Annotated in this window: 21 protein-coding genes; 15 read left to right on the forward strand and 6 right to left on the reverse strand. The window is 74.0% G+C overall.

Annotated elements, in window-relative coordinates; all coding sequences use genetic code 11:
- Positions 1–46 precede the first annotated feature (46 nt).
- Both AB0I41_RS02600 and AB0I41_RS02605 read right to left on the reverse strand, forming a co-directional pair.
- Positions 47–1,036 (reverse strand): transporter, encoded by a 990-nt coding sequence (locus AB0I41_RS02600; protein ID WP_357101016.1) that lies wholly within the window; start codon positions 1,034–1,036, stop codon positions 47–49.
- Entirely contained in the window at positions 1,033–1,929 is an 897-nt protein-coding gene (locus tag AB0I41_RS02605) for an ABC transporter ATP-binding protein (protein WP_357101018.1), read from the reverse strand. Before AB0I41_RS02605 ends, AB0I41_RS02600 begins: the two co-directional genes overlap by 4 nt.
- Before the next feature lie 158 nt (positions 1,930–2,087).
- On the opposite strand from AB0I41_RS02605, the gene AB0I41_RS02610 reads away from it, so the two are divergent.
- The 6 genes from AB0I41_RS02610 to AB0I41_RS02635 all read left to right on the forward strand — a co-directional run bounded on the left by AB0I41_RS02610 (position 2,088) and on the right by AB0I41_RS02635 (position 9,406).
- Positions 2,088–2,750, forward strand: coding sequence for a response regulator transcription factor (locus tag AB0I41_RS02610; protein WP_357101219.1), 663 nt, complete (start codon positions 2,088–2,090; stop codon positions 2,748–2,750).
- Complete coding sequence (locus AB0I41_RS02615) at positions 2,747–3,889, forward strand: ATP-binding protein (protein WP_357101020.1); 1,143 nt, start codon at positions 2,747–2,749, stop codon at positions 3,887–3,889. The genes AB0I41_RS02610 and AB0I41_RS02615 overlap by 4 nt, the downstream gene beginning before the upstream one ends.
- Positions 3,890–4,333: 444 nt before the next feature.
- Positions 4,334–5,398 carry a hypothetical protein gene (locus tag AB0I41_RS02620; RefSeq protein WP_357101022.1) on the forward strand — a complete coding sequence of 355 codons (1,065 nt, stop codon included), beginning with the start codon at positions 4,334–4,336 and terminating at the stop codon, positions 5,396–5,398.
- A 41-nt stretch (positions 5,399–5,439) separates the two neighbouring features.
- On the forward strand, positions 5,440–6,903 hold the full coding sequence (locus AB0I41_RS02625) for a magnesium chelatase (protein ID WP_357101024.1): 1,464 nt from the start codon (positions 5,440–5,442) through the stop codon (positions 6,901–6,903).
- Between the two features lie 2 nt (positions 6,904–6,905).
- Positions 6,906–8,858, forward strand: a complete 1,953-nt coding sequence (locus AB0I41_RS02630) for a VWA domain-containing protein (RefSeq protein WP_357101026.1) — start codon at positions 6,906–6,908, stop codon at positions 8,856–8,858.
- 71 nt (positions 8,859–8,929) lie between these two features.
- The gene (locus tag AB0I41_RS02635) at positions 8,930–9,406 is read left to right on the forward strand and encodes a hypothetical protein (protein WP_357101029.1); all 477 of its coding nucleotides are present in this window, start codon (positions 8,930–8,932) and stop codon (positions 9,404–9,406) included.
- A 119-nt stretch (positions 9,407–9,525) separates the two neighbouring features.
- On the opposite strand, the gene AB0I41_RS02640 is transcribed toward AB0I41_RS02635, so the two are convergent.
- The gene (locus AB0I41_RS02640; RefSeq protein ID WP_357101031.1) at positions 9,526–10,500 is read right to left on the reverse strand and encodes a helix-turn-helix domain-containing protein; all 975 of its coding nucleotides are present in this window, start codon (positions 10,498–10,500) and stop codon (positions 9,526–9,528) included.
- Between the two features lie 79 nt (positions 10,501–10,579).
- On the opposite strand from AB0I41_RS02640, the gene AB0I41_RS02645 reads away from it, so the two are divergent.
- Positions 10,580–11,869: an MFS transporter gene (locus tag AB0I41_RS02645; RefSeq protein ID WP_357101221.1), complete on the forward strand. Its 1,290-nt coding sequence runs from the start codon at positions 10,580–10,582 to the stop codon at positions 11,867–11,869.
- Positions 11,870–11,872: 3 nt separating this feature from the next.
- Here the strand turns inward: AB0I41_RS02645 and AB0I41_RS02650 are convergent, their stop codons facing one another.
- Complete coding sequence (locus tag AB0I41_RS02650) at positions 11,873–12,595, reverse strand: RICIN domain-containing protein (protein WP_357101033.1); 723 nt, start codon at positions 12,593–12,595, stop codon at positions 11,873–11,875.
- 158 nt (positions 12,596–12,753) lie between these two features.
- Here AB0I41_RS02650 and AB0I41_RS02655 point away from each other — a divergent pair, with 158 nt between their 5' ends.
- The 4 genes from AB0I41_RS02655 to AB0I41_RS02670 all read left to right on the forward strand — a co-directional run bounded on the left by AB0I41_RS02655 (position 12,754) and on the right by AB0I41_RS02670 (position 16,977).
- Complete coding sequence (locus AB0I41_RS02655) at positions 12,754–14,136, forward strand: FAD-binding oxidoreductase (protein ID WP_357101035.1); 1,383 nt, start codon at positions 12,754–12,756, stop codon at positions 14,134–14,136.
- Positions 14,133–15,476: a class I SAM-dependent methyltransferase gene (locus tag AB0I41_RS02660; protein WP_357101037.1), complete on the forward strand. Its 1,344-nt coding sequence runs from the start codon at positions 14,133–14,135 to the stop codon at positions 15,474–15,476. Before AB0I41_RS02655 ends, AB0I41_RS02660 begins: the two co-directional genes overlap by 4 nt.
- Positions 15,477–15,569: 93 nt before the next feature.
- On the forward strand, positions 15,570–16,130 hold the full coding sequence (locus tag AB0I41_RS02665; protein ID WP_357101039.1) for a helix-turn-helix domain-containing protein: 561 nt from the start codon (positions 15,570–15,572) through the stop codon (positions 16,128–16,130).
- Positions 16,123–16,977: an SRPBCC domain-containing protein gene (locus AB0I41_RS02670; RefSeq protein WP_357101041.1), complete on the forward strand. Its 855-nt coding sequence runs from the start codon at positions 16,123–16,125 to the stop codon at positions 16,975–16,977. The genes AB0I41_RS02665 and AB0I41_RS02670 overlap by 8 nt, the downstream gene beginning before the upstream one ends.
- Before the next feature lie 412 nt (positions 16,978–17,389).
- Here AB0I41_RS02670 and AB0I41_RS02675 read toward each other — a convergent pair whose 3' ends face one another.
- A complete protein-coding gene (locus AB0I41_RS02675; protein WP_357101043.1) occupies positions 17,390–18,595 on the reverse strand; it encodes a sigma-70 family RNA polymerase sigma factor in 1,206 nt (401 codons plus the stop codon).
- 5 nt (positions 18,596–18,600) lie between these two features.
- Positions 18,601–18,933 (reverse strand): YciI family protein, encoded by a 333-nt coding sequence (locus AB0I41_RS02680; protein WP_357101045.1) that lies wholly within the window; start codon positions 18,931–18,933, stop codon positions 18,601–18,603.
- A gap of 212 nt (positions 18,934–19,145) precedes the next feature.
- On the opposite strand from AB0I41_RS02680, the gene AB0I41_RS02685 reads away from it, so the two are divergent.
- The 4 genes from AB0I41_RS02685 to AB0I41_RS02700 all read left to right on the forward strand — a co-directional run bounded on the left by AB0I41_RS02685 (position 19,146) and on the right by AB0I41_RS02700 (position 23,562).
- Complete coding sequence (locus AB0I41_RS02685) at positions 19,146–19,439, forward strand: hypothetical protein (protein WP_357101047.1); 294 nt, start codon at positions 19,146–19,148, stop codon at positions 19,437–19,439.
- A 120-nt stretch (positions 19,440–19,559) separates the two neighbouring features.
- Positions 19,560–20,963, forward strand: a complete 1,404-nt coding sequence (locus AB0I41_RS02690; protein WP_357101049.1) for an MFS transporter — start codon at positions 19,560–19,562, stop codon at positions 20,961–20,963.
- Positions 20,960–22,048: a hypothetical protein gene (locus AB0I41_RS02695; protein ID WP_357101051.1), complete on the forward strand. Its 1,089-nt coding sequence runs from the start codon at positions 20,960–20,962 to the stop codon at positions 22,046–22,048. Before AB0I41_RS02690 ends, AB0I41_RS02695 begins: the two co-directional genes overlap by 4 nt.
- The gene (locus tag AB0I41_RS02700) at positions 22,045–23,562 is read left to right on the forward strand and encodes a hypothetical protein (RefSeq protein ID WP_357101053.1); all 1,518 of its coding nucleotides are present in this window, start codon (positions 22,045–22,047) and stop codon (positions 23,560–23,562) included. Before AB0I41_RS02695 ends, AB0I41_RS02700 begins: the two co-directional genes overlap by 4 nt.
- Positions 23,563–23,664: the final 102 nt, after the last annotated feature.

Genomic DNA, 23,664 nt, shown 5'->3' on the forward strand with positions numbered 1-23,664 from the left:
CTCTCGTAGGTGGATCAGGGATGGGCGCCGGATCACGGCCGGTCGGTCACGCGATCCGACGGATGCGACGCACGGCGAGGTAGAGCAGCAGCGCCGCCATGGCGACGAAGATGCCGGCCTCGATGCCCTGAAACAGCCAGAACCGGTCGCCGGGTTGGTAGAGCTGCCAGTTGTAAGAGCCCGGGCCGAGGCCGAGGTCGGCGCCGCAGGCTGCGCCCGGCCCCGTAGCGTCGGGCGCGCAGGCCATCTGCGCGTTGGCCGTGAGCATCCTGCCGGAGGAGTCGCGGATGCCGTAGGAGAGGATCCAGTCCTCGGCGGCCGGGTTGGTCTGTACGGTGGCGTCCTTGATCGGGAGGGTGAGGGTGCGGGCGGGCAGGTAGTGTGGTCGCGCCAGTGTCGTCAATGTGACGCGCAGGCCGACGAATCCGGTGAGGGTCGCGGTCATCGCGGGCAGTACCTTGGGCCAGATGGTGCCGGCGAAGACGCCCAGCGCTACCGCTAGCAGCGTGTAGCCGATCGGCGCCGGGCCCTGCATGTCGAAGAAGAAGACGTTGAAGCGGCCATGCTGCCCGGCCTGGCTGATCGGGGTCAGCCACCACGACATGCCCAGTCCGTAGACGACCGCGGTGGCGAGCGCGCCGGCCCCGGCGACACCGAACTTGACCATGGCCCAGTGCCGTCGGCTGACGCCCTGCGTCCAGACCATGCGGTGGGTGCCCGCCTCGACCTCGCGGGCGACCAGTGGGGCGCCCCAGAAGAGCCCGACGAGCAGTGGCAGGACGAGGAACAGAATGCCGATCATGCTCATCGTGCCGTACTGGCTGTTGAATTCGGCGGACGCTTTGCCGCAGGTGTCGGCGCTGGCCGGGACCAGCGAGGCGGTGCCCAGCGCACGGACGCAGTCGGCCAGTCCCTTGTCGGCGAAGGTGTGCCGCATCGCCAGGCCGGTCGGGATCATGAACGTGGCCAGGATCGCGAGGCCGATCGCGGTGAACAGTGCCTGCTTGCGGTGTTGCCGCCAGGTCAGCCAGATCATGCCGGCGCTCCCCACGCCGCGTGGGTGCGGCCAGACTGGGTGTCACCGTCGCCGAGGTAGGCGAGGATGATGTCTTCCAGGGTCACGTCGTGCGCTGTCCAGGCGGGATCGTGGATCGGCCCGTCGGTGCGGACCAGCAGTGTCGATTGCCGGTCGGTGTGGGTTGCCCGGACCACGTGCGCCACCCCGGACGGCGGCCGGTCGCCGTGCCGGGGTCCGACCAGTTGCCGGTGTCCGGCGATCAGGGCGTCGACGCCGCCGGTGAGCCTCACCTGCGACGTGTGCAGCACGATCAGGTAGTCGCAGGTGCGTTCGAGGTCCGCCAGGAGGTGCGAGGACAACAGCACGGTGGTGCCCGTCTCGGCGACGACGCCGATCAGCGCCTGCAGGAACTCGCGCCGGGCGAGCGGGTCGATGCTGGCGACCGGTTCGTCGAGCAGCAGTAGCCGTGGCCGTTTGGCCATCGCCAGGGCGAGCGCGACCTGCGCCCGCTGGCCGCCGGACAGCTTGCCGACGGCCTTGTCGCGTGGGATGCCGATCTGCGTGAGGCGGTGGTGGGCCATCGCCAGGTCGAAGCGCTGGTTCAGTTTGGCGCCCATGGTGAACAGTTCGCCCGCCGTGAAGTCCCGGTACAGCGGGGTGTCCTGCGCCACGAAGCCGATGTCGGACAGGACCGCAATGTTGTCGTACGGTGCCTGACCGAAGACCCGGACGGCGCCGGCGTCCGGCCGCAGCAGACCGACCGCCAGGTGCAGCAGCGTGCTCTTCCCTGCGCCGTTGGGGCCGACCAGCGCGGCCACTCTCCCGGCGGGCAGGCGCAGCGAGCAGTCTCGCAGCGCCCACGCTCTGCCGTACCGTTTTCCCAGTTGATCGGTCTCGAGCACGATGTCCATCGGGTGTCCCTCTCGTCCTGCTCACGCGGTTTGCAGGTCTCGGTTCTACGCCGACACTGGTGTCAGGCCGGTGTCGGCGGATGACACCGCACCGACACCGAACCGGGTGACGGGTGCTGACACCGCGCCGACACCTTTGCACTGGCATCGTGGGGATCATGCGTGTACTCGTCGTCGAGGATTTCGAGGTTCTGGCTCGTACGGTTGGGACCGGATTGCGGCGGGAGGGCATGGCGGTCGACGTGGTCCTCGACGGCGACGCGGCCCTCGAACACCTGTCCGTGAACCGCTACGACGTGGTGGTGCTGGACCGGGACCTGCCCGGCGTGCCGGGCGACGAGGTGTGCCGGCGTATCGTGGACGATCATGCGGCGACGCGGGTGCTGATGCTGACCGCGGCCGCTACGGTGAAACAGCGGGTCGACGGCCTGGGACTGGGCGCCGATGACTATTTGCCCAAGCCCTTCGACTTCGCCGAACTGGTGGCCCGGGTCCGAGCGCTCAGCCGTCGGCCGGGCACGGCCGTGCCACCGATCCTGGACAACGGAGAAGTGACGCTCGACCCGAACCGGCGCGTCGCGACCCGCGCCGGACGGCGGCTGGACCTCAGTCCGAAGGAATTCGCCGTCCTGGAGTGCCTGCTCGCCGCGCACGGCCGACTGCTGTCGGCGGAAGAACTCCTCGAACAGGTCTGGGACGAGGCGGCGGACCCCTTCACCACGGCGGTGAAGACGACCATCCGCCGGCTGCGGGCCAAGCTGGGCGAACCGCCGATCGTCCACACCGTGCGCGAGGGCGGGTACCGGATCGGCGAACCATGATGAGGCGCCTCCGAATTCCCCGGCGAAGCCTGCACCTTCAGCTCACCCTCCTGTACGCCGTACCCTTCCTGCTCTCCGGCATCGTGCTGCTCGCCATTCCGCTGCTAGGCACCAACCAGGCCACGCCCGCAGGTCCGTACGCGGGCCCCGCCGACGTCCAAGGCGACAACAGCCACCTCGACCAGCAGCTCACCAGCTCAGCGGTGGGCATCGCCGGAATGGTCGTCGTCTCTCTGGTGCTCGGCTGGTTCGTCGCCGGCCGGTTCCTGCGACCCCTGCGCAACATCACGGCCACCGCCCGCGACATCTCCGCCAACAAACTGCACCGGCGACTCGGACGGACCGGTCTGCACGACGAGTTCACCGAGCTCGCCGAGACCCTCGACGACCTGTTCCAGCGTCTGGAGGCCTCGTTCGAATCGCAGCGACACTTCGTCGCCAACGCCTCACACGAACTGCGCACCCCGCTCACCGCCGAACGGACAGTGCTCCAGGTCGCGCTCGCCGACCCGGACGCCACCGTCGAGACACTGCGCTCCGCCTGCCACGAAGTCCTCGCGCTCGGCCAACAGCAGGAACGCCTCATCGAGGCACTGCTCACCTTGGCGCAAGGCCAACAGAGCCTCCAACTGAACACCCCACTCGACCTCGCTGACACCGCCACCAAGGTGCTCGCCTCCCGCCAGCAGGACGCCGATCGTCGAGGAATCCAGGTGCAACCCAGTGTCGAACGGGCGCCCGCGGCAGGCGATCCCGACCTGATCGAGCGCCTGGTCGTCAACCTGCTCGACAACGCCATACGGCACAACAGCCCGGGCGGCTGGGTCAAGATCAGCACGACGACCACCGCAACCCAGAGCACCATCCGGGTCGGCAACTCAGGACCGGTGATCCCACCCGACGAACTCGAGGCGCTGTTCCAACCATTCCGGCAGCTTGGCGGCCGGCGGACGAGGAATCCCGACGGACACGGCCACGGACTCGGCCTCGCCATCGTCCGCGCGATCGCCACCGCGCACAGAGCGGCCCTCAGCGCCCGGCCCCGACGCGCCGGCGGCCTCGACATCGAGGTTCGGTTCCCACACCAAGCAAGCCACCCGATCGAGTCCCCGGCTCGACGCACACGTCGGCGTGGATAGGGCCGACACCACGGCGCCCGGGCGTTGGCGCGCCGATCGCGGCGGCACCCCGTCGTCGGAGCGTCGGCCGTGGCGGGCCCGTTGCCAAGGTGACGGACTGGCCCCCGCCGACATCGACTTCGCCAGCCGGCCCGCACCGCCCTGCTCGGCGAGGCTGCGTCGGCCGGGATGGGCGTAGGCGGCGGTCGGCTGCCCGGGGGTTGGGGTCACCGGCGTGGCAGCACTATGTGCCCACGGAAATGCTCAGCGGGACGATCTTCGGTGACACGAGGTGCGGCGACATTTCAGTCCGCAGCTCGGCGGCCGCCAACTGAAGTCCTCAGCGAGAGCCAACATCCAGCGCGGGTCGCGCGTACCGCGCTCGGCCGACGATCCCCCGGCATGGGGAGCGGGTTCACCGCCGCACGGGAGGGATCGGGCCGCCCGCCGGCCGATGCTGAGGCCATGACGACGACAACGACAGTTCCCACCCACCGCCGCTCCCGGGCCGCACCGCTCGCGGCCGGCTGGCTCGGCCTCTGGGGCGTCCTCGCCCTGATCGGCACGCTCACTGGCGCCGGCTACCCGTTCGGCGCCGACGACCCGGACGGCGGCGGCGCCAACCTGCTCCGGCTGGTCCCGGTTTCGGTCGGGCCGCCGCTGTTCGCGGCGCTGCTGCTGATCTCGGCGGTCGCCGCGCTGGCCATGAGCGGACCGTCGGCGCACCCGTCCCGGCCGCTGCGGGCCCTGCTGCTCGGCTACGGCTGGGCAGTGGCGTTCGTGCTGGCCGTGGTCGTGCCGGACGCCCGGGTGCTGGTCGTGCTCGGCTACGCGCCGATGCTCCTCCTCGGCGCGCCGTTCGGCTGGCCGCCGGTCGACTACGCCGACGTCTTCACCTGGGCGCTGTTCGCCAAGGCCGCCGCTATGGCGGGCGGTGTACTGCTGGCCCTGGCGGTGCTCGGCTGGCAGCGTCGCACCGCCGGGGCGTGCCCTGGCTGCGGCCGGGACGGCACGGACCACGGCTGGACCACCCCGGCCGCGGCGGCCCGGTGGGGCCGATGGGCCGCGTACGTCGCCGCGGCCATCCCCACCCTGTACGCGCTCACCCGGTTCGCCTGGGCGGCGGGCATCCCGCTCGGCATCTCCCGCGGCTTTCTCGACGAGATGCAGGAGAGCGGCCTGGTCTGGGCCGGCGCGGGGCTGGGGGCGTTCGCCGTGGTCGGTGCGATCCTCACCCTCGGGCTGGTGCAGCGCTGGGGTGAGCGGTTCCCGGGCTGGATGGTCGGCCTGGCCGGCCGCCGGGTGCCGGTGCTGCTCGCCGTGGTCCCGGCCGCCCTGGTCTCGCTGGCGGTCACCGCGGCCACCCTCGGTCTGGTCACCAACCCGGACTTCTGGCAGCTGACCGGTGGATTCAGCCTGGCCGGCGCGCCGATGCTGCTCTGGCCGTTCTGGGGGGTGGCGCTCGGCGCCGCCACCTACGCCTACCACCTGCGTCGCCGTGGCGCCTGCCGGCGCTGCGGCCGGGAATGATCCGGTACGAAGCGGGCCGCCAGTCACCCGGCCGCGCTAGCGTGGGTCGGGTGACTGCGCCCCACCAGGTTCTCCCGGTCCCGCCCGCCGACCTGCCGGGCACGCTCGGCGAACTGCGCGCCGCCGGGCACCGGCACCGCACCGTCAAGCAGGAACTCCGCGACAACCTCCTCGCCCGGATGCGCTCCGGCGAGGACCGCTTCCCCGGCATCGTCGGCTACGACGACACGGTCCTCCCCGAGGTCGAGCGGGCGCTGCTCGCCGGCCACGACATGGTGCTGCTCGGCGAGCGCGGCCAGGGCAAGACCCGGCTGATCCGCTCGCTGGTGGCGCTGCTCGACGAGTGGACCCCGGTGATTGGCGGCTCCGCGCTCAACGAGCATCCGATGCACCCGCTCACCCCGGCCTCCCGCGCGCTGGTCGCCGAGGCCGGCGACGACCTGGCGGTCGGCTGGCTGCACCGCTCGATGCGCTACGGCGAGAAGCTGGCCACCCCGGACACCAGCGTCGGTGACCTGATCGGCGACGTGGACCCGATCCGGCTGGCCCAGGGACGCACCCTCGGCGACCCGGAGACCATCCACTTCGGACTGGTGCCGCGCACCAACCGGGGCATCTTCGCGGTCAACGAGCTGCCCGACCTGGCCGAGCGGATCCAGGTGGCGCTGCTCAACGTGCTGGAGGAGCGGGACATCCAGGTCCGCGGCTACCAGCTGCGGCTGCCGCTGGACCTGTTCCTGGTGGCCAGCGCCAACCCGGAGGACTACACCAACCGGGGCCGGATCATCACCCCGCTCAAGGACCGCTTCGGCGCGGAGGTCCGCACCCACTACCCGGTCGACCTGGAGCTGGAGCTGGCGCTGATCCGGCAGGAGGCCGAACTGGTCGCCGCGGTGCCGGAGCACGTGCTGGAGGTGCTCGCCCGGTTCGCCCGCGCGGTCCGCGAGTCGCCGTCGGTCGACCCGCGTTCCGGCGTCTCCGCCCGCTTCGCCATCGCCGCCGCCGAGACCGTCGCCGCGGCCGCGCTGCGCCGCTCCGGCCTGCTCGCCGCCGGTCCCGCCGCCGAGGGGGTACGCCCCGAGGTCCCGGTCGCCCGGGTCGGCGACGCGGTGTCGGTGACCTCGACCCTGCGCGGCAAGGTGGAGTTCGAGAGCGGCGAGGAGGGGCGCGAGATCGAGATCCTGGCCCACCTGCTGCGTACCGCCACCGCCGAGACGTTCCGGGCCCGGCTGGCCGGGCTGGACCTCTCCGGCTTCACCGGTCTGGTCGCCGAGGGCACCGTGATCGAGACCGGGGAGCTGGTCTCCTCGGCCGAGCTGCTGCGCCAGGTCGGCACCGTGCCGGGGCTGGCCAAGGCGCTGGACCGGCTCGGGATGGGCGACGCGCCAACCCCGGAGGAGGCCGCCGCCGGGATCGAGTTCGTGCTGGAGGGGCTGCACCTGACCCGCCGGCTCGGCAAGGACGTCACCGAGTCGGGTCGCACCGTCTACGGCGGCCGGAGCTGACCATGGCCGGCAACCGGTTCCGGTACGGGCAGTGGCGCGGCGGGCCCGACCCGCTCGCCCCGCCGTACGACGTCCGGGCCGCGGTGGACGCCGTCGGCGCGGAGGTGCTGGCCGGCGGCAGCCTGCGGGAGGCGCTGCGCGACCTGCTGCGCCGGGGCCCGCAGGGGCGCGGCGGCCTGGACGACCTGGCCGCCCGGGCCCGGCGGCTGCGCCGCGAGGCGCTGCGCCGGGGTGACCTGGACGGCGCGGTGACCCGGGCCCGGGCCCTGCTCGACCAGGCCCTGGCGGCGGAGCGGGACGAGCTGCGCGGGCGCGTCGACGACGACGCGCGGTTCGCCGAGGCGGTGCTGGACAACCTGCCCCGCTCCACCGCCCGCGCCGTTCAGGAGCTCGCGGGCTACGACTGGGCCAGCGACGAGGGGCGGCAGGCGTACCAGCGGATCCTCGACGGGCTGCGCGGCGAGGTGCTGGAGCAGCGCTTCGCCGGGCTGCGGGACGCTGCGCGTGCCGCCGCCGACCCGGCCGCCCAGCGGCAGCTCGCCGAGATGATGCGCGACCTCAACGACCTGCTGGCCCGGCATGCCCGCGCCGAGGACACCACCGACGCGTTCGCCGAGTTCATGCGCCGGCACGGCGAGTTCTTCCCGGAACGGCCGAGGGACGTCGACGAGCTGGTCGACGTGCTGGCCCGGCGGTCGGCGGCGGGAGAGCGGCTGATGCGGTCGCTGTCGGACCGGCAGCGTGAGGAACTGGCCGGGCTGATGCGGCAGTCCCTCGGTGACCGGCTGGCCGGCGAACTGTCCGCGCTGGACGGGCACCTGCGGAGGCTGCGCCCCGACCTGAACTGGCAGCGCGGCGAGCGGGTCCGCGGTGACCAGCCGCTCGGCTACGGCGAGGCGGCCGGCGCGCTCGACGAGATCGCCGAGCTGGACGAACTGCTCGACTCCCTCGACCAGGAGCACCCGGGCGCCACCCTCGACGACGTCGACGTCGACGCGGTGGCCCGGACGCTGGGCCGGGACGCCGCCGACGACGTACGCCGGTTGCGGGAGCTGGAGCGGGAGCTGCGCCGGCAGGGGTGGGTGAGCCGGGACGCCGACGGGCTGACCCTGAGCCCGAAGGCGCTGCGCCGGCTCGCCGGCACCGCGCTGCGCCGGGTCTTCGCCGACCTGACCGCCGGGCCACGCGGCCAGCACGACCTGCACTCGGCGGGCGCGGCCGGCGAGGTCAGCGGCGCGTCCCGGCCCTGGGAGTACGGCGACGAGCAGCCGCTGGACGTGGTCCGCACCCTCACCCGGGCGGTCCGCCGGGCCGGCCCCACCGTTCCCGTCCAGCTCGCGGTCGAGGACTTCGAGGTGGTGGAGACCGAGCGGCGGGCGTCGGCGGCGGTGGCGCTCTGCGTCGACCTGTCGTACTCGATGATCTCGCAGGGGCGCTGGGGGCCGATGAAGCAGACGGCGCTGGCGCTGTCGCACCTGGTGGCGACCCGCTTCCCGCAGGACGCCCTGGAGATCGTCGGCTTCGGCCGGGAGGCGCTGACGCTGACCCAGCAGGAGCTGGCGGCGGTGGAGCCGGACCTGCAGCAGGGCACCAACCTCCAGCACGCGCTGCGGCTGGCCGGGCGGCACCTGCGCCGGCACCCCGGCGCGGAGCCGGTGGTGCTGGTGGTTACCGACGGGGAGCCGACCGCGCACCTGGACCCGGACGACGGGGAGGCGCTGTTCCACTGGCCGCCGCTGCCGGAGACGATCGAGGCGACCATCCGCGAGGTGGACCGGCTGACCCGCTACGGCGCCACGCTCAACCTGTTCATGCTCGGCGACGACCCGGGCCTGCGCCGCTTCGTCGACGCGGTGGCCCGCCGTTCGAAGGGCCGGATGTTCACCCCGGACCTCGACGACCTCGGCGAGTACGTGGTCTCCGACTACCTGCGCGCCCGGCGGGGCCGGCGCTGAACCGCCCGTCCGGGTGACCGGGGTGCGGTAACGCCGCGGTCGGCGTACGGCGGCGGGGTTGACTGGGGGGTGTGGAGAGCGCGGAGCTGCGGCGCAGCTACGACGAGCTGCTCGCCGAGGTGGAGGCGGGCGGCTTCGGCGAGCCGCCGCCGGGGCAGCTGAGCGCCGAGCAGATCATCGCCCACCTGGCCGCCAACGACGAGCTGCTGAGCGAGGCCACCGAGGCGGTCCTGGCCGGGTCGCCCTTCGCCTACTACGACCTGGAGACCATCCACCACCCCCAGCTGGACGCGCTGGTCGCCGAGTGCGGCGGCCTGGACGGGCTGGCCACCCTGCTGCGGGCGACCAGCCAGAAGCTCTGCGCGCTGGTGGACCGGCTCGGCCCGGCGGCGGACACCCCGGTCGACACCCACCTGCGCGAGGGCTTCGACCTGCTCGTCGACGAGCCCCTGCCCTGGTCCCGCACCCTCGACCTGCACACCCGCGTCCACCTGCCCAAGCACCTGGCCCAACTGCGGATGCTCCGCCCGCACCCCCAACCGGCCTGACCGCTCGGCGGACCGGCCGACTGTGGCCCGGGGGTACGCGGCCCTCGGTCGAAACCACCGCGCAGTTGGGGCCGACGCCGGCGCCGGCGCCGGCGCTGACCTGTGGGGCGGGATGGCGGTCAGGGGGAGCGGCGGAAGGTGCGGCGGTAGGTCGACGGGGAGACGCCGACGTGCTGGTGGAGGCGCTGGCGCAGGGCGGCGGCGGTGCCGAAGCCGCAGCGGTGGGCGACCTGGTCGACGGTCAGGTCGGTGGTCTCCAGCAGCAGCCGGGCGTGGTCGGTGCGCTCCTGGAGCAGCCACTGGGTCGGGCTCAGCCCGGTCTCGGAACGGAAGTGTCGGGTGAAGGTGCGCACGCTCATCCGCGCGTGCCCGGCCAGTTCGCGCAGCGTGACCGGCTCGTGCAGCCGCTGCCGGGCCCACTCCCGGGTGCCGGCGGTGCCGGTCCCCGCGCCCCGGGGCACCGGCCGCTCGATGTACTGGGCCTGGCCGCCGTCGCGCCACGGCGGCACCACGCAGCGCCGGGCCGAGTGGTTCGCCACCTCGCTGCCGTGGTCGGTGCGGATGACGTGCAGGCACAGGTCGAGGCCGGCGGCCACCCCGGCCGAGGTGAGCACGTCGTCGGAGTCGATGAACAGCACCTCCGGGTCCAGGTCGACGGCCGGGTGCAGCCGGCGGAACAGGTCCGCGTACGCCCAGTGGGTGGTGGCCCGCCGGCCGTTCAGCAGCCCGGCGGCGGCCAGCACGAACGCACCGGTGCAGATCGACATGATCCGCGCGCCCCGCTCGTGGGCGGCCCGCAGCGCCGCCGCCACCTCCGGGTCGATGGTGCCGTCGGTCATCGCCGCGCCGCCGTGGATGCCCGGTACGACCACCGTGTCGGCGGCCTGCACCAGTTCGAGCCCGTGGTCGGGGAGCACCTGGAACCCGGCGGTGCTGCGCACCGGGCGGCCGCCGGGGGTGCAGGCGTCGACCGTGTAGAGGCGTCGCCCGTCCTCGGTGCGGGCGGTGCCGAAGACCTGGGAGGGGGTGCCGAGGTCGAGGCCGACCACGTGGTCGACGGCGAGCACCGCGACCCGGTGGCGGACGATCGTCATGGCCCGATTATTACGCATGATGGCTTTCCGGCCACTCGCCGGCCCGACGGCCGCCACCGAGACTCGTGGCGTGAACCGAATGCACCGGCTCCACCCCGCCTGGCTGGTCGCCGCCGTCGCGTTCGTCGCGCTGGTCGGCGCCGCCGGCTTCCGGGCCACCCCCTCGGTGCTGCTGCACCCGCTGCACGCGGAGTTCCGCTGGCCGCTGGCCACCATCTCCGCCGCCGTCTCGGTCAACCTGCTGCTCTACGGGCTGACCGCGCCGTTCGCCGCCGCGCTGATGGACCGCTTCGGCATCCGGCGGGTGGTGGCCGCCGCCCTGGCGCTGGTGGCGCTCGGCAGCGGGCTGACCGTGTTCATGACGGCGAGCTGGCAGCTGATCCTCTGCTGGGGGGTGCTGGTCGGGCTGGGCACCGGGTCGATGGCGCTGGCCTTCGTGGCGACCGTGACCGGGCGCTGGTTCGTCCGCCGCCGGGGGCTGGTGACCGGGGTGCTGACCGCCGGCGGGGCCGCCGGGCAGTTGGTCTTCCTGCCGCTGCTCGCCGTGCTGGTCCGCGACCACGGGTGGCGCACGGCGGCGCTCGTCGTCGCCGGGGCGGCGCTGGCCGTCGTACCGCTGGTGGCGTGGCTGTTGCGGGAACACCCGGCGGATCTCGGCCTGCCCGCCTACGGCGCGGCCGAGGTGGCGCCGCCCGCGCCGCCGGCCGGCGGCGCGGCGTCCCGGGCGGTCGGCGCGCTGGCCTCGGCCGCGCGGACCCGGCCGTTCTGGCTGCTCGCCGGCGGGTTCGCGATCTGCGGCGCGACCACCAACGGGCTGGTCGGTACGCACTTCGTGCCGGCCGCGCACGACCACGGCATGCCCGAGACCACCGCGGCGGGGCTGCTCGCCCTGGTCGGGCTCTTCGACATCGCCGGCACGATCGCCTCCGGCTGGCTCACCGATCGGGTGGACAGCCGGCTGCTGCTCGGCGCGTACTACGCGCTGCGGGGCGCGTCGCTGCTGGTGCTGCCCGGCCTCTTCGCCGGCACCGCCGAGCCGAGCATGCTGGTCTTCATCATCTTCTACGGCCTGGACTGGGTGGCCACCGTCCCGCCGACCGTCGCACTGTGCCGGGAGTACTTCGGCGCGGCGGGCGCGGTGGTCTTCGGCTGGGTCTTCGCCGCCCACCAGTTCGGCGCGGCGCTCGCCGCGACCGGCGCTGGCCTGGTCCGGGACCGGCTCGGCGACTACGCGCTGGCCTGGTACGTCGCCGGGGCGCTGTCGATCGGCGCGGCCGGGCTCTCCCTGCTGCTGCGCCGCCGGGAACCGGTGCCGGTGCCGGTGCCCGTGGTGGCGTCGCCCGCCCGGGCCTGGAGCTACCGGGGGTAGCGGTCAGCCCACCGTCCACTGCTGCTGGGCGGCGCCGGTGCAGGGGACCTGGCGGATCTCGTCGCCGGCCTCGGTGCCGCCGTCGTCGACCTGGGCGCACTTGCCCGAGTGCACCGCCACCAGCAGCACCGGCCCGGTGCCGACCGGGGTGAGCCGCCACTGCTGGTTGGCCTGCCCGTGGCAGGGGTACTGCTGGAGCTTCGCGCCGTCGTCGGTGCTGCCGCCCTCGACGTCCAGGCACTGGCCGTACGCCGCGTTGGTCAGGGTGACCAGGTCGGGGGCGACCGGGTTGGCGACCCACTGCTGTTCCGGCCCGCCGGTGCAGGCGGCCAGCTCGGCGGCGGCCTTCTCGTCGTCGCCGTCGGTGCCGACGCAGAGGCCGGAGGCCACCGCCCGGAACACCTTCGGCCCAACCACCGGCGCCGGGGCCGGCGGGGTGGTGGGTGCGGCGGTCGGCGAGGGCGCGGGCGGCGTGGTCACCTCCGGCACGGTGGCCTCCGGGGACGGCGCCTGCGACGGGGGCGTGGAGGCGGCGGCCGCCGGCACCACCGGCTGGTCGCCGCCGCCGAGCACGCCGGTGGCGAAGAAGACCCCCAGCAGTACGCCGACCAGCCCGGTGGCCAGCGCGAACCGCATCAGCGGGTCCCGGGGCAGTCCGGGTCGGGCGGCCGGGCGGGCGCCGTAGACGGTGCCGGAGGGGTCGGGGCGTTCGTCGGGGACGGACATGGGGGCATCCTGACCCACCGGGCCGACCGACGGCCACCCGGCCCGGCCGGCGGTGAGGCGGGTGACGTCGCCACGGTAACGCGATTGTCCGATTGTGGACGTGAAAAGGCCACCGTGGACATCCCACGCACAGCCCGCTCGGCGCGTAAGGTGATCTCATGCGTGCGCTGCGTGATCATGGCCAGGCGGTGGACACGCTGCGGCGGTCGTACGCCGCGGTGCCTCCCGGACAACCCGTCCGCCTCGCCAAGCGGACCTCCAACCTCTTCCGTCCCCGGACGGCCACCAGCTCGCCCGGCCTGGACGTCTCCGGGCTGGACGGAGTGCTGGCGGTCGACCCGCAGGCCCGCACCGCCGACGTGCAGGGCATGTGCACGTACGAGGACCTGGTCGACGCCACCCTCCCGCACGGGCTGATGCCGCTGGTCGTGCCGCAGCTGCGCACGATCACGCTGGGTGGCGCGGTCACCGGGCTGGGCATCGAGTCGACCTCGTTCCGCAACGGGCTGCCACACGAGTCGGTGACCGAGCTCGACGTGCTCACCGGCGCGGGCGAGATCGTCACCGCCCGCGCCGACGGGGAGCACGCCGACCTCTTCGCGGCCTTCCCCAACTCGCTGGGCAGCCTCGGCTACGCCACCCGGCTGCGCATCGAGCTGCAGCCCGTACGCCACGCGGTGGCGCTGCGCAACGTGCGCTTCAGCCGGCTGGAGGAGTTGACCGAGGCGATCGGCGACGTGGTCGTCAAGGGCGAGTGGGAGGGCCAGCCCGTCGACGCGATGGACGGGGTGATGTTCAGCCCCGGCGAGGCGTACCTGACCCTGGGCGCCTTCACCGACGACGCGCCGCAGCTGAGCGACTACACCGGCCAGGAGGTCTACTACCGCTCGCTGCGCCGGCGCACCCGCGACGCGCTGACCACCCACGACTACCTCTGGCGCTGGGACACCGACTGGTTCTGGTGCTCGGCGGCGTTCGGGGTCCAGCACCCGGTCGTCCGCCGGCTCTGGCCGGCGCGGTGGCGGCGCAGCGACTTCTACCACCGGCTGGTCCGGCTGGAACACCGGCACCAGGTCGCCGCGCGGGTGGACCGCTGGCGCGGACGCCCCGCCCGCGAGCGGGTGGTGCAGGACGTCGAGATCCCGCTGGAGGCCACCGGCGAGTTCCTCCGCTGGTTCGCCGGCAACGTGGGCATGAGCCCGGTCTGGCTCTGCCCGCTGCGGCTGCGCGAGCCGGCCGGGGCGGGCGCGGCGCGGGCCTGGCCGCTGTATCCGCTCCGGCCGGGGCAGACCTACGTCAACATCGGGTTCTGGGGGAGTGTGCCGATCGCCGAGGGAGCGGCGGACGGCGATGTGAACCGCTCGATCGAGCGGGCGGTGTCCGAGATGGGCGGTCACAAGTCGCTCTACTCGGACGCGTACTACGACCGGGAAGCGTTCGACCGGCTCTACGGCGGGGACGTCTGGCGTGCCGTGAAGGAGCGTTACGACCCGGACCACCGGCTCACCGGACTGTACGAGAAGGCGGTAGCGAGGAAATGAGCCTGACCGACCGAGAACAGGGGGCGGCCGCCACGCCGTCCGGACCGCCGGCGGGGGGCCGGCGCAGCGGCACGAGCGTCGCCGACGTCATCCGCGCGGTCACCATGAGGGACCTGCCGGTCCGCATCACCGGGTACGACGGCAGCGCGTTGGGCCCGGCCGACTCCGGGATCACGCTGTCCATCCGTTCAGAGCGGGGCCTGTCGTACCTGCTCACCGCGCCGGGCGACCTGGGCATGGCCCGGGCGTACGTCAGCGGCGACCTGGGGCTGGACGGGGTGCACCCGGGTGACCCGTACGAGGCGCTGCGGGTGCTCAAGGACGAGTTGCGGCTGCGGGCCCCCTCGCTGACCGAGGGGCTGGCGCTGGTGCGCGGGCTGGGCTGGGAGCGGCTGCTGCCCCCGCCGGCTCCGCCGCAGGAGGCGCAGCCGCGCTGGCGGCGGGTGGTGAACGGGCTGCGTCACTCCCGCCTCCGGGACAGCACCGCGATCTCGCACCACTACGACGTCTCGAACGCCTTCTACGAGAAGGTGCTCGGCCCGTCGATGACGTACACGTGCGCGGTGTTCCGCAGCCCGGGTGACACGCTGGAGCAGGCCCAGGCGGCCAAGTACGACCTGGTCGCCGGCAAGCTGGCGCTCAAGCCGGGGATGCGGCTGCTCGACGTCGGCTGCGGCTGGGGCGGCATGGTCCGGCACGCCGCCCGGGAGTACGGCGTGAAGGCGCTCGGCGTGACCCTGTCCAGGCAGCAGGCGCGGTGGGCGCAGGCGGCGATCGAGCGGGAGGGGCTGACCGAACTGGCCGAGGTGCGCCACCTGGACTACCGGGACGCCCCGCGGCAGCAGTTCGACGCGGTCTCCTCGATCGGGCTGACCGAGCACATTGGGGTGCGCAACTACCCGGCGTACTTCGGGGCGCTGCGCGACCGGCTGCGGCCGGACGGCCGGCTGCTCAACCACTGCATCACCCGGGCCGACAACCGGGCCCCGCACCGCTCCGGGGCGTTCATCGACCGGTACGTCTTTCCCGACGGCGAGCTGGCCGGGCCGGGCCGGCTGATCGGCGAGATCCACGACGTCGGGTTGGAGGTGCACCACGAGGAGAACCTGCGCCTGCACTACGCGCTGACCCTGGCCGCCTGGTGCCGCAACCTGGTCGAGCACTGGGACTTCTGCGTCTCCGAGGTGGGCCAGGGCACCGCCCGGGTGTGGGGCCTCTACATGGCCGGGTCACGGATGGCCTTCGAGCGCAACGGCATCCAGCTTCATCAGGTGGTGGCCACCCGCAACGGGCCGGACGGGGAGACCTCGTACCCGCTGCGTCCGGACTGGACGCCCTGACCGGGAACGGTTCGAGGAAAGCCGCGCCGGTTCGGCGCGGCTTTCCTCGAACCCATTGACAAAGAAGTTTTGTACGTACAAACTGATTTTGCCATGAGAGACGTCCTGTACCTGGAGCAGATCGAGCAGGCCGAGGTCCTGCTCAAGCCGCAGCGTGTCGAGGTGCTGCGGCAGTTGGCCGAGCCCCGCACCTGCACCGAGGTCGCCGCCCGGCTGGAGCAGACGCCGCAGCGCGTCTACTACCACGTCAAGCAGCTGGTGGCGGCCGGGCTGGTCGACCAGGTGTCGACCCGGAAGGTGCGCGGCATCAGCGAGGGCATCTACCAGGCTGCCGCCCGGTCGTACTGGCTCTCGCCCCGCCTCGTTGGGCGGGTCGGCGGGCTGCGCCGAGCCCGGGACGAGCTCAGCCTGGGCTACCTGCTCGACCTGATGGAGGAGGTCCAGGCGGACGTCGCCGCCCTCGACCGGTCTGCGCCGGAACTGCCCTCGATCGGGGTGTCCGGGGAGATCCGGGTGCCGGCCGAGCGCCGGCAGGAGTTCCTGCACGACCTGCAGTCCACGCTGCGGGACCTGTTCACACGCTACGGCGGCGCCGAGGGGGACGCCTTCAAGCTCGCCGTGGCCTGCTATCCCAAGGGGGACGATCGTGAGTGAACCGTTGAAGCTGGGTGCCCGTCTCGCCGCGCCGGTCGAGGCCGTCCGGCGGGCCCTGACCGACCCGGCCGAGCTGCGCGTCTGGTTCGCCGAGCACGCCGAGGTCGAGCTGCCACGACGGTACGAGTTCTGGGGCCGCTACACGCCCGAGGGCGACGCGCCGCACCAGCGCCTGCTGCACGCCGACGACCACACCGTGCGCTTCGCCTGGCTGCTCGACGGGGTGGAGACCACCAGCGAGATATCCCTGACCCCCGAGGGCTCGGGCACCACGCTGCTGACCGTCACCCAGAGCCACTTCAACTTCGCCGAGGCGCTGGACGGCAGCACCATCCGCGGCGTCCTGCAGACCTGGTGGAGCCTGTCGATCGCCAACCTCGCCGCCCACCTGGAGGGGCGGCCGCTGCTGCCGAGGACCGACTTCACCTCCGCCGACCTGCGTGGCGAGCTGCTGATCGGCGCGCCGATGTCGCGGGTCTGGGAGTCGCTGACCGACTCCGACCAGGCCAGCGCCTGGTTCGGTTACCCGATCGGGATCGAGCCCTGGGTCGGCGGCCGGTACGCCATGGGCGGCTTCGAGACCGGGTACGCGGCGAAGGTGGTCGACCTGGAGCCCGGCCGCCGGATGTCCGTCGACTGGGGACCCACCGGCGTCAGCACCTGGGAGCTGGCCGAGTCCGACGGAAGGACGAAGCTGACCTTCGTGCAGAGCGGCTTCGACGAGGGCAACCCGCCGTACGCGGCGTGGAGCGGGTCGGTGGCCGGCCTCTCCGAGCTGCGCCGCTACCACGAGATGGCCGACTGGCAGCCGATCTGGGTGATGGAGGAGATCCCGACCGGCGCGTGACCGTCCGGTTCTCCCGCCGGGCGCGGGCCGCACCCGTCGGGGTGCGGCCCGCGCCGGGCTGAGCACCCTGCGGTGGGTCCGGCGTGGCCTTGGACCGGGGCGTGGGCGGGGCCGGCCTGTTCGGGTGTGGCCGGGGCGGGAACGGTGACGGGTGCCTTTGGAGCTGATGACGTGAACGATTCAGTCGCCAGTCGCCAGTCGCTGTGGGTCGATCTTGAAGGTGTTCTCCACGGACGGGGACGGCCGTGGGCGGTCCACGGGGTGGGCACGGGGGCCTTCGGGTCCCGATCCGTATGCGTCATCAGCTCGAAAGGGCGCGGGCACCGCAACCGCTGCGACAACGCCGTCAACTCCCGCGCCGTCTCCACACGCCGCGCCCCGCAACGGCGAGGACGTCCCCCACCTGCGGGCGTCAGCGGTCCAACTCGCCCGCCCGGCGCAGCAGTGCCCGCCGTTCCGGGCCGGGGCCGACCAGGTCGGCGGCGGTCCGGAACAGCGCGGCGGCGCGTACCGGGTCGCTGTGGCGGGCGGTCAGCTCGGCCTGCGCGGCCAGCGCCGGCGGGTAGCCGTCGAGCGCGCCGCCCGCGCGGGCCTCCGCGATCAGGGTCAGTCCCGCCCCTGGGCCGTAGGCGTAGCCGTGTGCCACCGCCCGGTTCAGGCGGACCACCGGCGTGGGGCGGATCCGGGCCAGCTCGTCGTACCAGCCGGCGATGGCGGCCCAGTCGGTGTCCGCGGCGGTCAGGGTGGTGGCGTGGGCGGCGGCGATCCGGGCCTGGAGCGCGTACGGGCCGTGGCCGGCGCGGGCCAGCGCCGTGAGGCCCTCGGCGATGGCGGCGTGGTCCCAGCGGGAGCGGTCCTGCTCGTCGAGGGTGAGCAGGTCACCGGCCGGGTTACGCCGGGCGGCGCGGCGCGAGTTCTGGAACAGGAACAGGGCCAGCAGCCCGGGGACCTCCGGCTGGTCGGGCATCAACCGGTCGAGCAGCCGGGCCAGCCGGATCGCCTCGTCGGCGAAGGCGGGCTCGCCGTCGGCGTCGTACCCCCGGGTGAAGAGTAGGTAGAGCACGGCCAGGACGCCCGGCAGCCGCTCGACCAGCGCGGATCCGGTCGGCACCCGGTACGGGATGCCGGCCGTGGCGATCCTGGTCTTCGCGCGGGTGATCCGTCGGGTCATGGTGGACTCGCTGACCAGGAAGGCGCGGGCGATGTCGGCGGTGGGTACGCCGGCCACCGTGCGCAGCGTCAGGGCGACCCTTGCCTCCAGGGCCAGCGCCGGGTGGCAGCAGGTGAACACGAGCCGCAGCCGGTCGTCCACCACGTCCCCCTCCGTGCCGGTCGGCGGCGCCGGGTCGGTGAGCAGTGCCAGGTCCCGCAGCCTGCGGCGTTCCACCGAGGCCCGGCGCAGCACGTCCACGGCCCGGTTCCGGGCGGCCGTCATCAGCCAGCCGCCCGGATTGCCGGGTACGCCGTCGCGGGGCCAGCGCTCCAGCGCCGAGGCCAGCGCCTCCTGGGCGCAGTCCTCGGCGAGGGTCCAGTCGCCGGTGACCCGGATCAGCGCGGCGACGATCCGCGGGTACGCGTCGGCGCCCGCGTCGGCCACCGCGTCGGCCGCGTCGACCACCCGCGTCAGTCCAGGTCGGCGAAGGGGCGCAGCTCGACCCGCCCCGCGTACGCCATCGGGTGGGCGCGGGCGACCTCGACCGCCTCGTCCAGGTCGGCGCACTCCAGGATGTCGAATCCCACGATGACCTCCTTGGTCTCGGCGAACGGGCCGTCACTCACCAGCAGTTCGCCGCCGCGTACCCGGACCGTGGTGGCCGCCGAGGGCGGCACCAGCACGCAGCCGTCGAGGCGCTGGCCGCGGGCGTCCCGCTCGGCCACCCACTGCTCGATGTCGGGCGCGGCGGTCGGGTCGGCGTCCGGCTCGGTGTCGGTGCAGACGAACATCATGAACTTCATCGGTCGGGCTCCTCGGTGTCGTGGTCTCACCAGGGTGACGAACGCCGGACCCCGATCCGGACACCGACGGGTGGAAAATCTTCGCCAGCGTGGTGCGGCGCCGCCGACCGAGATCCCACCGGTACGGCGGGTCCACCGGGTTGGGGCCGGACCCGGGTGGATCATGTCATCGGCACCGCTCACCGGCGATTCAGTTACCGAGGAGGACCGCGATGCCCCGCGACGACTGGAAGGGTGTCGTCAACCAGATCCTCTACGGGTTGATCTTCACCGCCGAGCTGGACGACGTCGCCGCCGCCCGGATGGCCGAGGCCATGGTCGAACGACGGTACTTCGGCGCCGGTCCGGGCGTCTACGCCGCGGCGATCACCCGGGCCCGGCGGCACCGCGGCCCGCTGACCGACGAGATGCCGACCCCGCACGGCGAGGAGGGGTTCCGGTCCTTCCTGGGCCTGCTCGCCGCCCAGCTCGACGCCCGCCGGCCATGGCGGCGAACCACGTCGTGAAATCCTCCACCCGTAGTTCGTCCAGTCGTCGAGCGCTGACCATGTGACCTTCCGCCCGTACCGGATCCGTCCCCACCTCCGCGTTCTAGGCTGGGGCCGCCGTCCGAACGGGGAGAATCTTTGCGTAACCACCCGGCCGTCGTGCTGGTCGCCGTCCTGTTGTCCACCTTCGCGCTGCCGATGTCGCTGACCGGCGCGTCCGTCGCCCTGCCGGACATCGGTCGGGACCTCGACGCCGGGCTGGCCGGCGTGCAGTGGGTGGTGAACGGCTACAACGCCACCTTCGCCAGCTTCATGTTGGCCACCGGGGCGCTGGCGGACCTGCTCGGCCGGCGCCGGGTCTTCGTCACCGGCCTAGCGATCTTCGCCGGGTCCGGGCTGCTCGCCTCGGTCGCCGGGAACATCGTGCTGCTCGACGTGCTGCGCGCGCTGGCCGGCGTCGGCGCGGCGGCCGCCGCGACCAGCGCCTCCGCCATCCTGGCCCACGCCTTCCCGGGCCGGGCCCGGGCCCGGGTGTTCAGCCTCTTCGGTACGACCATCGGCGCGGGCCTGGCCTTCGGGCCCTCCATCGCCGGCCTGCTGATCACCGCGTTCGGCTGGCGGGCGGTGTTTGCCGGGCCGGCGCTGGCCGCCCTGGCGGTGCTGGCGCTCACCCCGCTGCTGCCCGAGTCGCGCCAGCCGCACGCCGGGCGGATCGACTGGCCGGGGACGGTCACCTTCACCGCCGCCCTGCTGCTGCTCATCTTCGGCTTCGTGCAGGGGCCCGAGCTGGGCTGGTCCGCCCCGGTGATCGTGGCGGCCTTCGCCGCGGCGGTGGCCCTGCTGGTGGCCTTCGTCCGGGTGGAACGCCGGCGGGCCGAGCCGATGTTCGACCTGGCCCTGCTGGCGAGCCCCCGCTTCCTGGGCATCTGCCTGGCGGCGGCCACCGTCGTCGCGGTGCTGGTGCCGCTGCTGGTCTACCTGCCGTCGTACCTGACCACGGTGGTCGGCATGGGGCCCGGCGGGGCCGGGGCCACGCTGATCCTGCTGACCGCGCCGACCCTGGTGCTGCCGCTGCTCAGCGGGGCCATGACCCGGCTGGTGCCGGCCCCGGCGGTGATCGTCACCTCGGTGGCGGTGGTCGCGGTCGGCGCCGCCTGGGCCACCGTGCTCGCCCCGGACAGCGGCCCCGCCGCCCTGGCCGGCCCGCTGCTCACCATCGGCGTCGGGGTGGGGCTGTCGATCGGCCTGCTCGACGCCCTGGCGATCGGCAGTGTCGCCCCGCACCGGGCGGCCACCGGCGCCGGGATGATCAACACCGCTCGGCTGGCCAGTGAGACGGTTGCCATCGCGGTGGTCGGCGCGGTGCTGGCCAGCACCACCGCCGGCCGGCTCGCCGATCCGGGGTTCACCGGCGGCCTGCGTACGGTGCTCTGGGCGATGGCCGGCGTGGCCCTGGTCGCCGCGGTGCTGACCGCCGTGCTGGTCCGCCGCGCCCGCGTCCGCGCCGAACCGGCGGTGAGCGCCTATCCTGGCGGATCGTGACGAGCACCGCGCAGCGCCTGGCCGCGATCCGCGGCGACCTGCCGCCGAAGCGGCACAACGCCCGGACCATCGCCGCGCTCACCGGCAACCCGGGCTGTGACCGCCGGGCGGTGCTGGACGGCGCCGGGGTGGACAAGCCGAGGCTGGCCGAGCGGATCGGCTTCCCGGCCCGCTTCGGGCAGTCCCGGTTCGCCCTCACCCGGGGCAACGCGTTCGAGGCGCAGGTGAAGGCCGACGGCGGGGTGGAGCTGCTGCGGCTGGTCGCGGAGCGGCTGGGGGTACCGGTGCCGGAGCGGGCGACGTGGACGGACCTGGGCGGCGCGGACGACCTGCCGGACCGGCACGAGCGGTCCCGCCGGGCGCTGACCGCCGAGGGGGCCGACGCGGCGCTGTTCGATCATCCGCTGCTCGGCCTGGACGTCGCCGGGCAGCGGGTGCATCTGGAGCCCGACCTGGTCGCCGCCCGTCTCGGTGGCCGGTTCCACGTGGTGGAGATCAAGTCGTTCCCGGTGGTCGACGGGCAGGCCGACCCGGCGAAGGTCGCCGCGGCCGCGATCCAGTCCGCCGTCTACGTGCTGGCGCTGCGCGAGCTGCTCGCCGCCGAGGGGCACGAGGAGGAGTTGGTCTCGCACGACGTGGTGCTGGTCTGCCCGCGCGACTTCGCCAACCAGCCGGTGGCCAGCCTGCTCGACGTCCGCAAGCAGTTGCTGGTGCTGCGCCGCCAGCTGGACCGGACGGCCCGGCTGGACGCCCTGCTGGACACCGTGCCGGCGGACTTCACCGCCGACCCGGCCGCCGACCCGGCGACGCTGGCCGCCGGGCTGCGCCGAGTGCCGGCCCGCTACGCGCCGGAGTGCCTGGCCAGCTGCGAACTGGCGTACTTCTGCCGGGACGAGGCGGGCGGGCACACCGCGGCGCTGGGGCGGCCGGTCCGTGAGGCGCTGGGCGGCATCGCCACCGTCGCCGAGGTGCTGGCGCTGGCGACCGGCGAACGCGCCGCCGAACCCGAGCAGGAGGAGGCCGCCGCGCTGCTGCGGGCCGCGGCCCGGCTGCGCGCCGACGCCCTCGCCGGCAACCCCGCATGAGTACGCTCCGCGCCCTCGCCAAGGCGCAGGCGCTGGCCGCCGGGGTGGCCCAGCCGGTGGCCACGGTCCGGCACCTGCACCTGTCGACGCGCCCGCTGGTGCTGGTGCCGCTGGCCATGGCAGGTGAGGCGAACGCCCCGCTGGCGACGCTGGTCGGCACGGCTCCCGACGAGGCGCGGCTGCTGATCGTGCCGCAGCCCCGCAACCGGGACCAGCGGTTCCGCTTCGCCGCCGAGCTGGCCGCCACCGTGCTGCCGTACCTCGAGGAGTTCCGGGACGTCACCGAGGCGGTGCCGGTCGACCGGGGCCGGGACGTCCGGCACCGGTACGTCGACGCGCCGCAGCTGCTGGTGCCGAACCCGGCCGGGATCACCTTCCTGCGGTTGTTCGGCCGCTCCACCCGGTTCCGCCGCCCGGACGGCGACCACCCGGTGCACCCGTCGGTGCCGCTGCTCGGGCGCTGGCTGACCTTCTTCGCCGAGCGGGCCGAGCACCCCGGCTCGTCGGCGCTGGTGGCGATGACCGACGCGCTGACCCTGCACTGGGCCACCGGCCAGAGCGTGGTGGAGGACCTGCACCTGCCGGCGCTGCTCGGCTGGATCGACCCGCCGGCCGGGCTGACCGGGGCACAGACGGCCGCCCGGGCCGAGGACCCGGCGGTCTGCCCGCCCGCCGGCCCGACCACCGACCCGGAGTTCGACAACCGGGTGCTCGCCCCGGCCGTCGCCGCGTACGCCGACGCGGGGGACGACCCGGTGGCGCGCGGCGAGGCGTACGCGGAGCTGGAAAGGGTGCTGCGCGACCAGCTGACGCCCACCTGGGAGCTGATGTGGCGCGGCGTCGGTCTGCTGCGGGCCCTGCCGCCCGGGGCCCGGGTGACCGGCCGCTGGGACGGCGACAAGGACGCCTTCACCGGCCACGCCGAGCACGTCGACGCCGGCGGTGGCCCGCAGCCGCGGCGCGACGGCGCGGTCGTGGCCGCCCAGCGGCTGCACCGGCTGGAACGCGCCCTGACCTCCTACGCGGTGCAGCGCGCCTACGACGACCCGCTCGTCATGGCCGAGCACCGGCTGACCGGGGAGGCGTTCGTCGGAGACGTGACCCTCGCGGACCCGAAGCGGGTGGACGACACCGGGAAGCGGCCGGTGCTGCGCCCCCGGATCCAGCTGGTCACCACCGAGCCGGTGCTGGTGCCCGTCGGGGCGACGCTGTACTCGCCGGCCCGGCCGGCGCAGAAGGCGAAGGTGGTCTTCCTGACCCCGGCGGCGGACGGCAAGACCGAGGTGGTGCTGGAGCTCTCCGGCGGGATGGGCCGGGGGCTGGCCGCGCCGCCGGGCAGCGTGCCGGAGGTGGGGGAGCGGCTCTGCTACACCACCCTGTCCGACGCGTTCCTGCCGGCCGGGGCGTTCCCCACGCGCGAGGAGACCCCGTGGACGCACGGCGGCCCGCCGGTCACCCGCGCCGGCGACGCGCCCGCCGCGAGCGACGGGGACCCGGCCGAGGCCTGGGCCTGAGCCGTCCCCGGTCGACGTCGAGCAGCGGCACCGGCCGTCACGCCGGGCGCCTTCGTCCTGGATGGGCGGTCCGAAGGTGGGGGCATCGGCCCTGGCGGGCCG

Origin of the sequence: Micromonospora sp. NPDC050200 (assembly GCF_040656135.1) — a bacterium.
Classification (GTDB): Bacteria; Actinomycetota; Actinomycetes; order Mycobacteriales; family Micromonosporaceae; genus Micromonospora.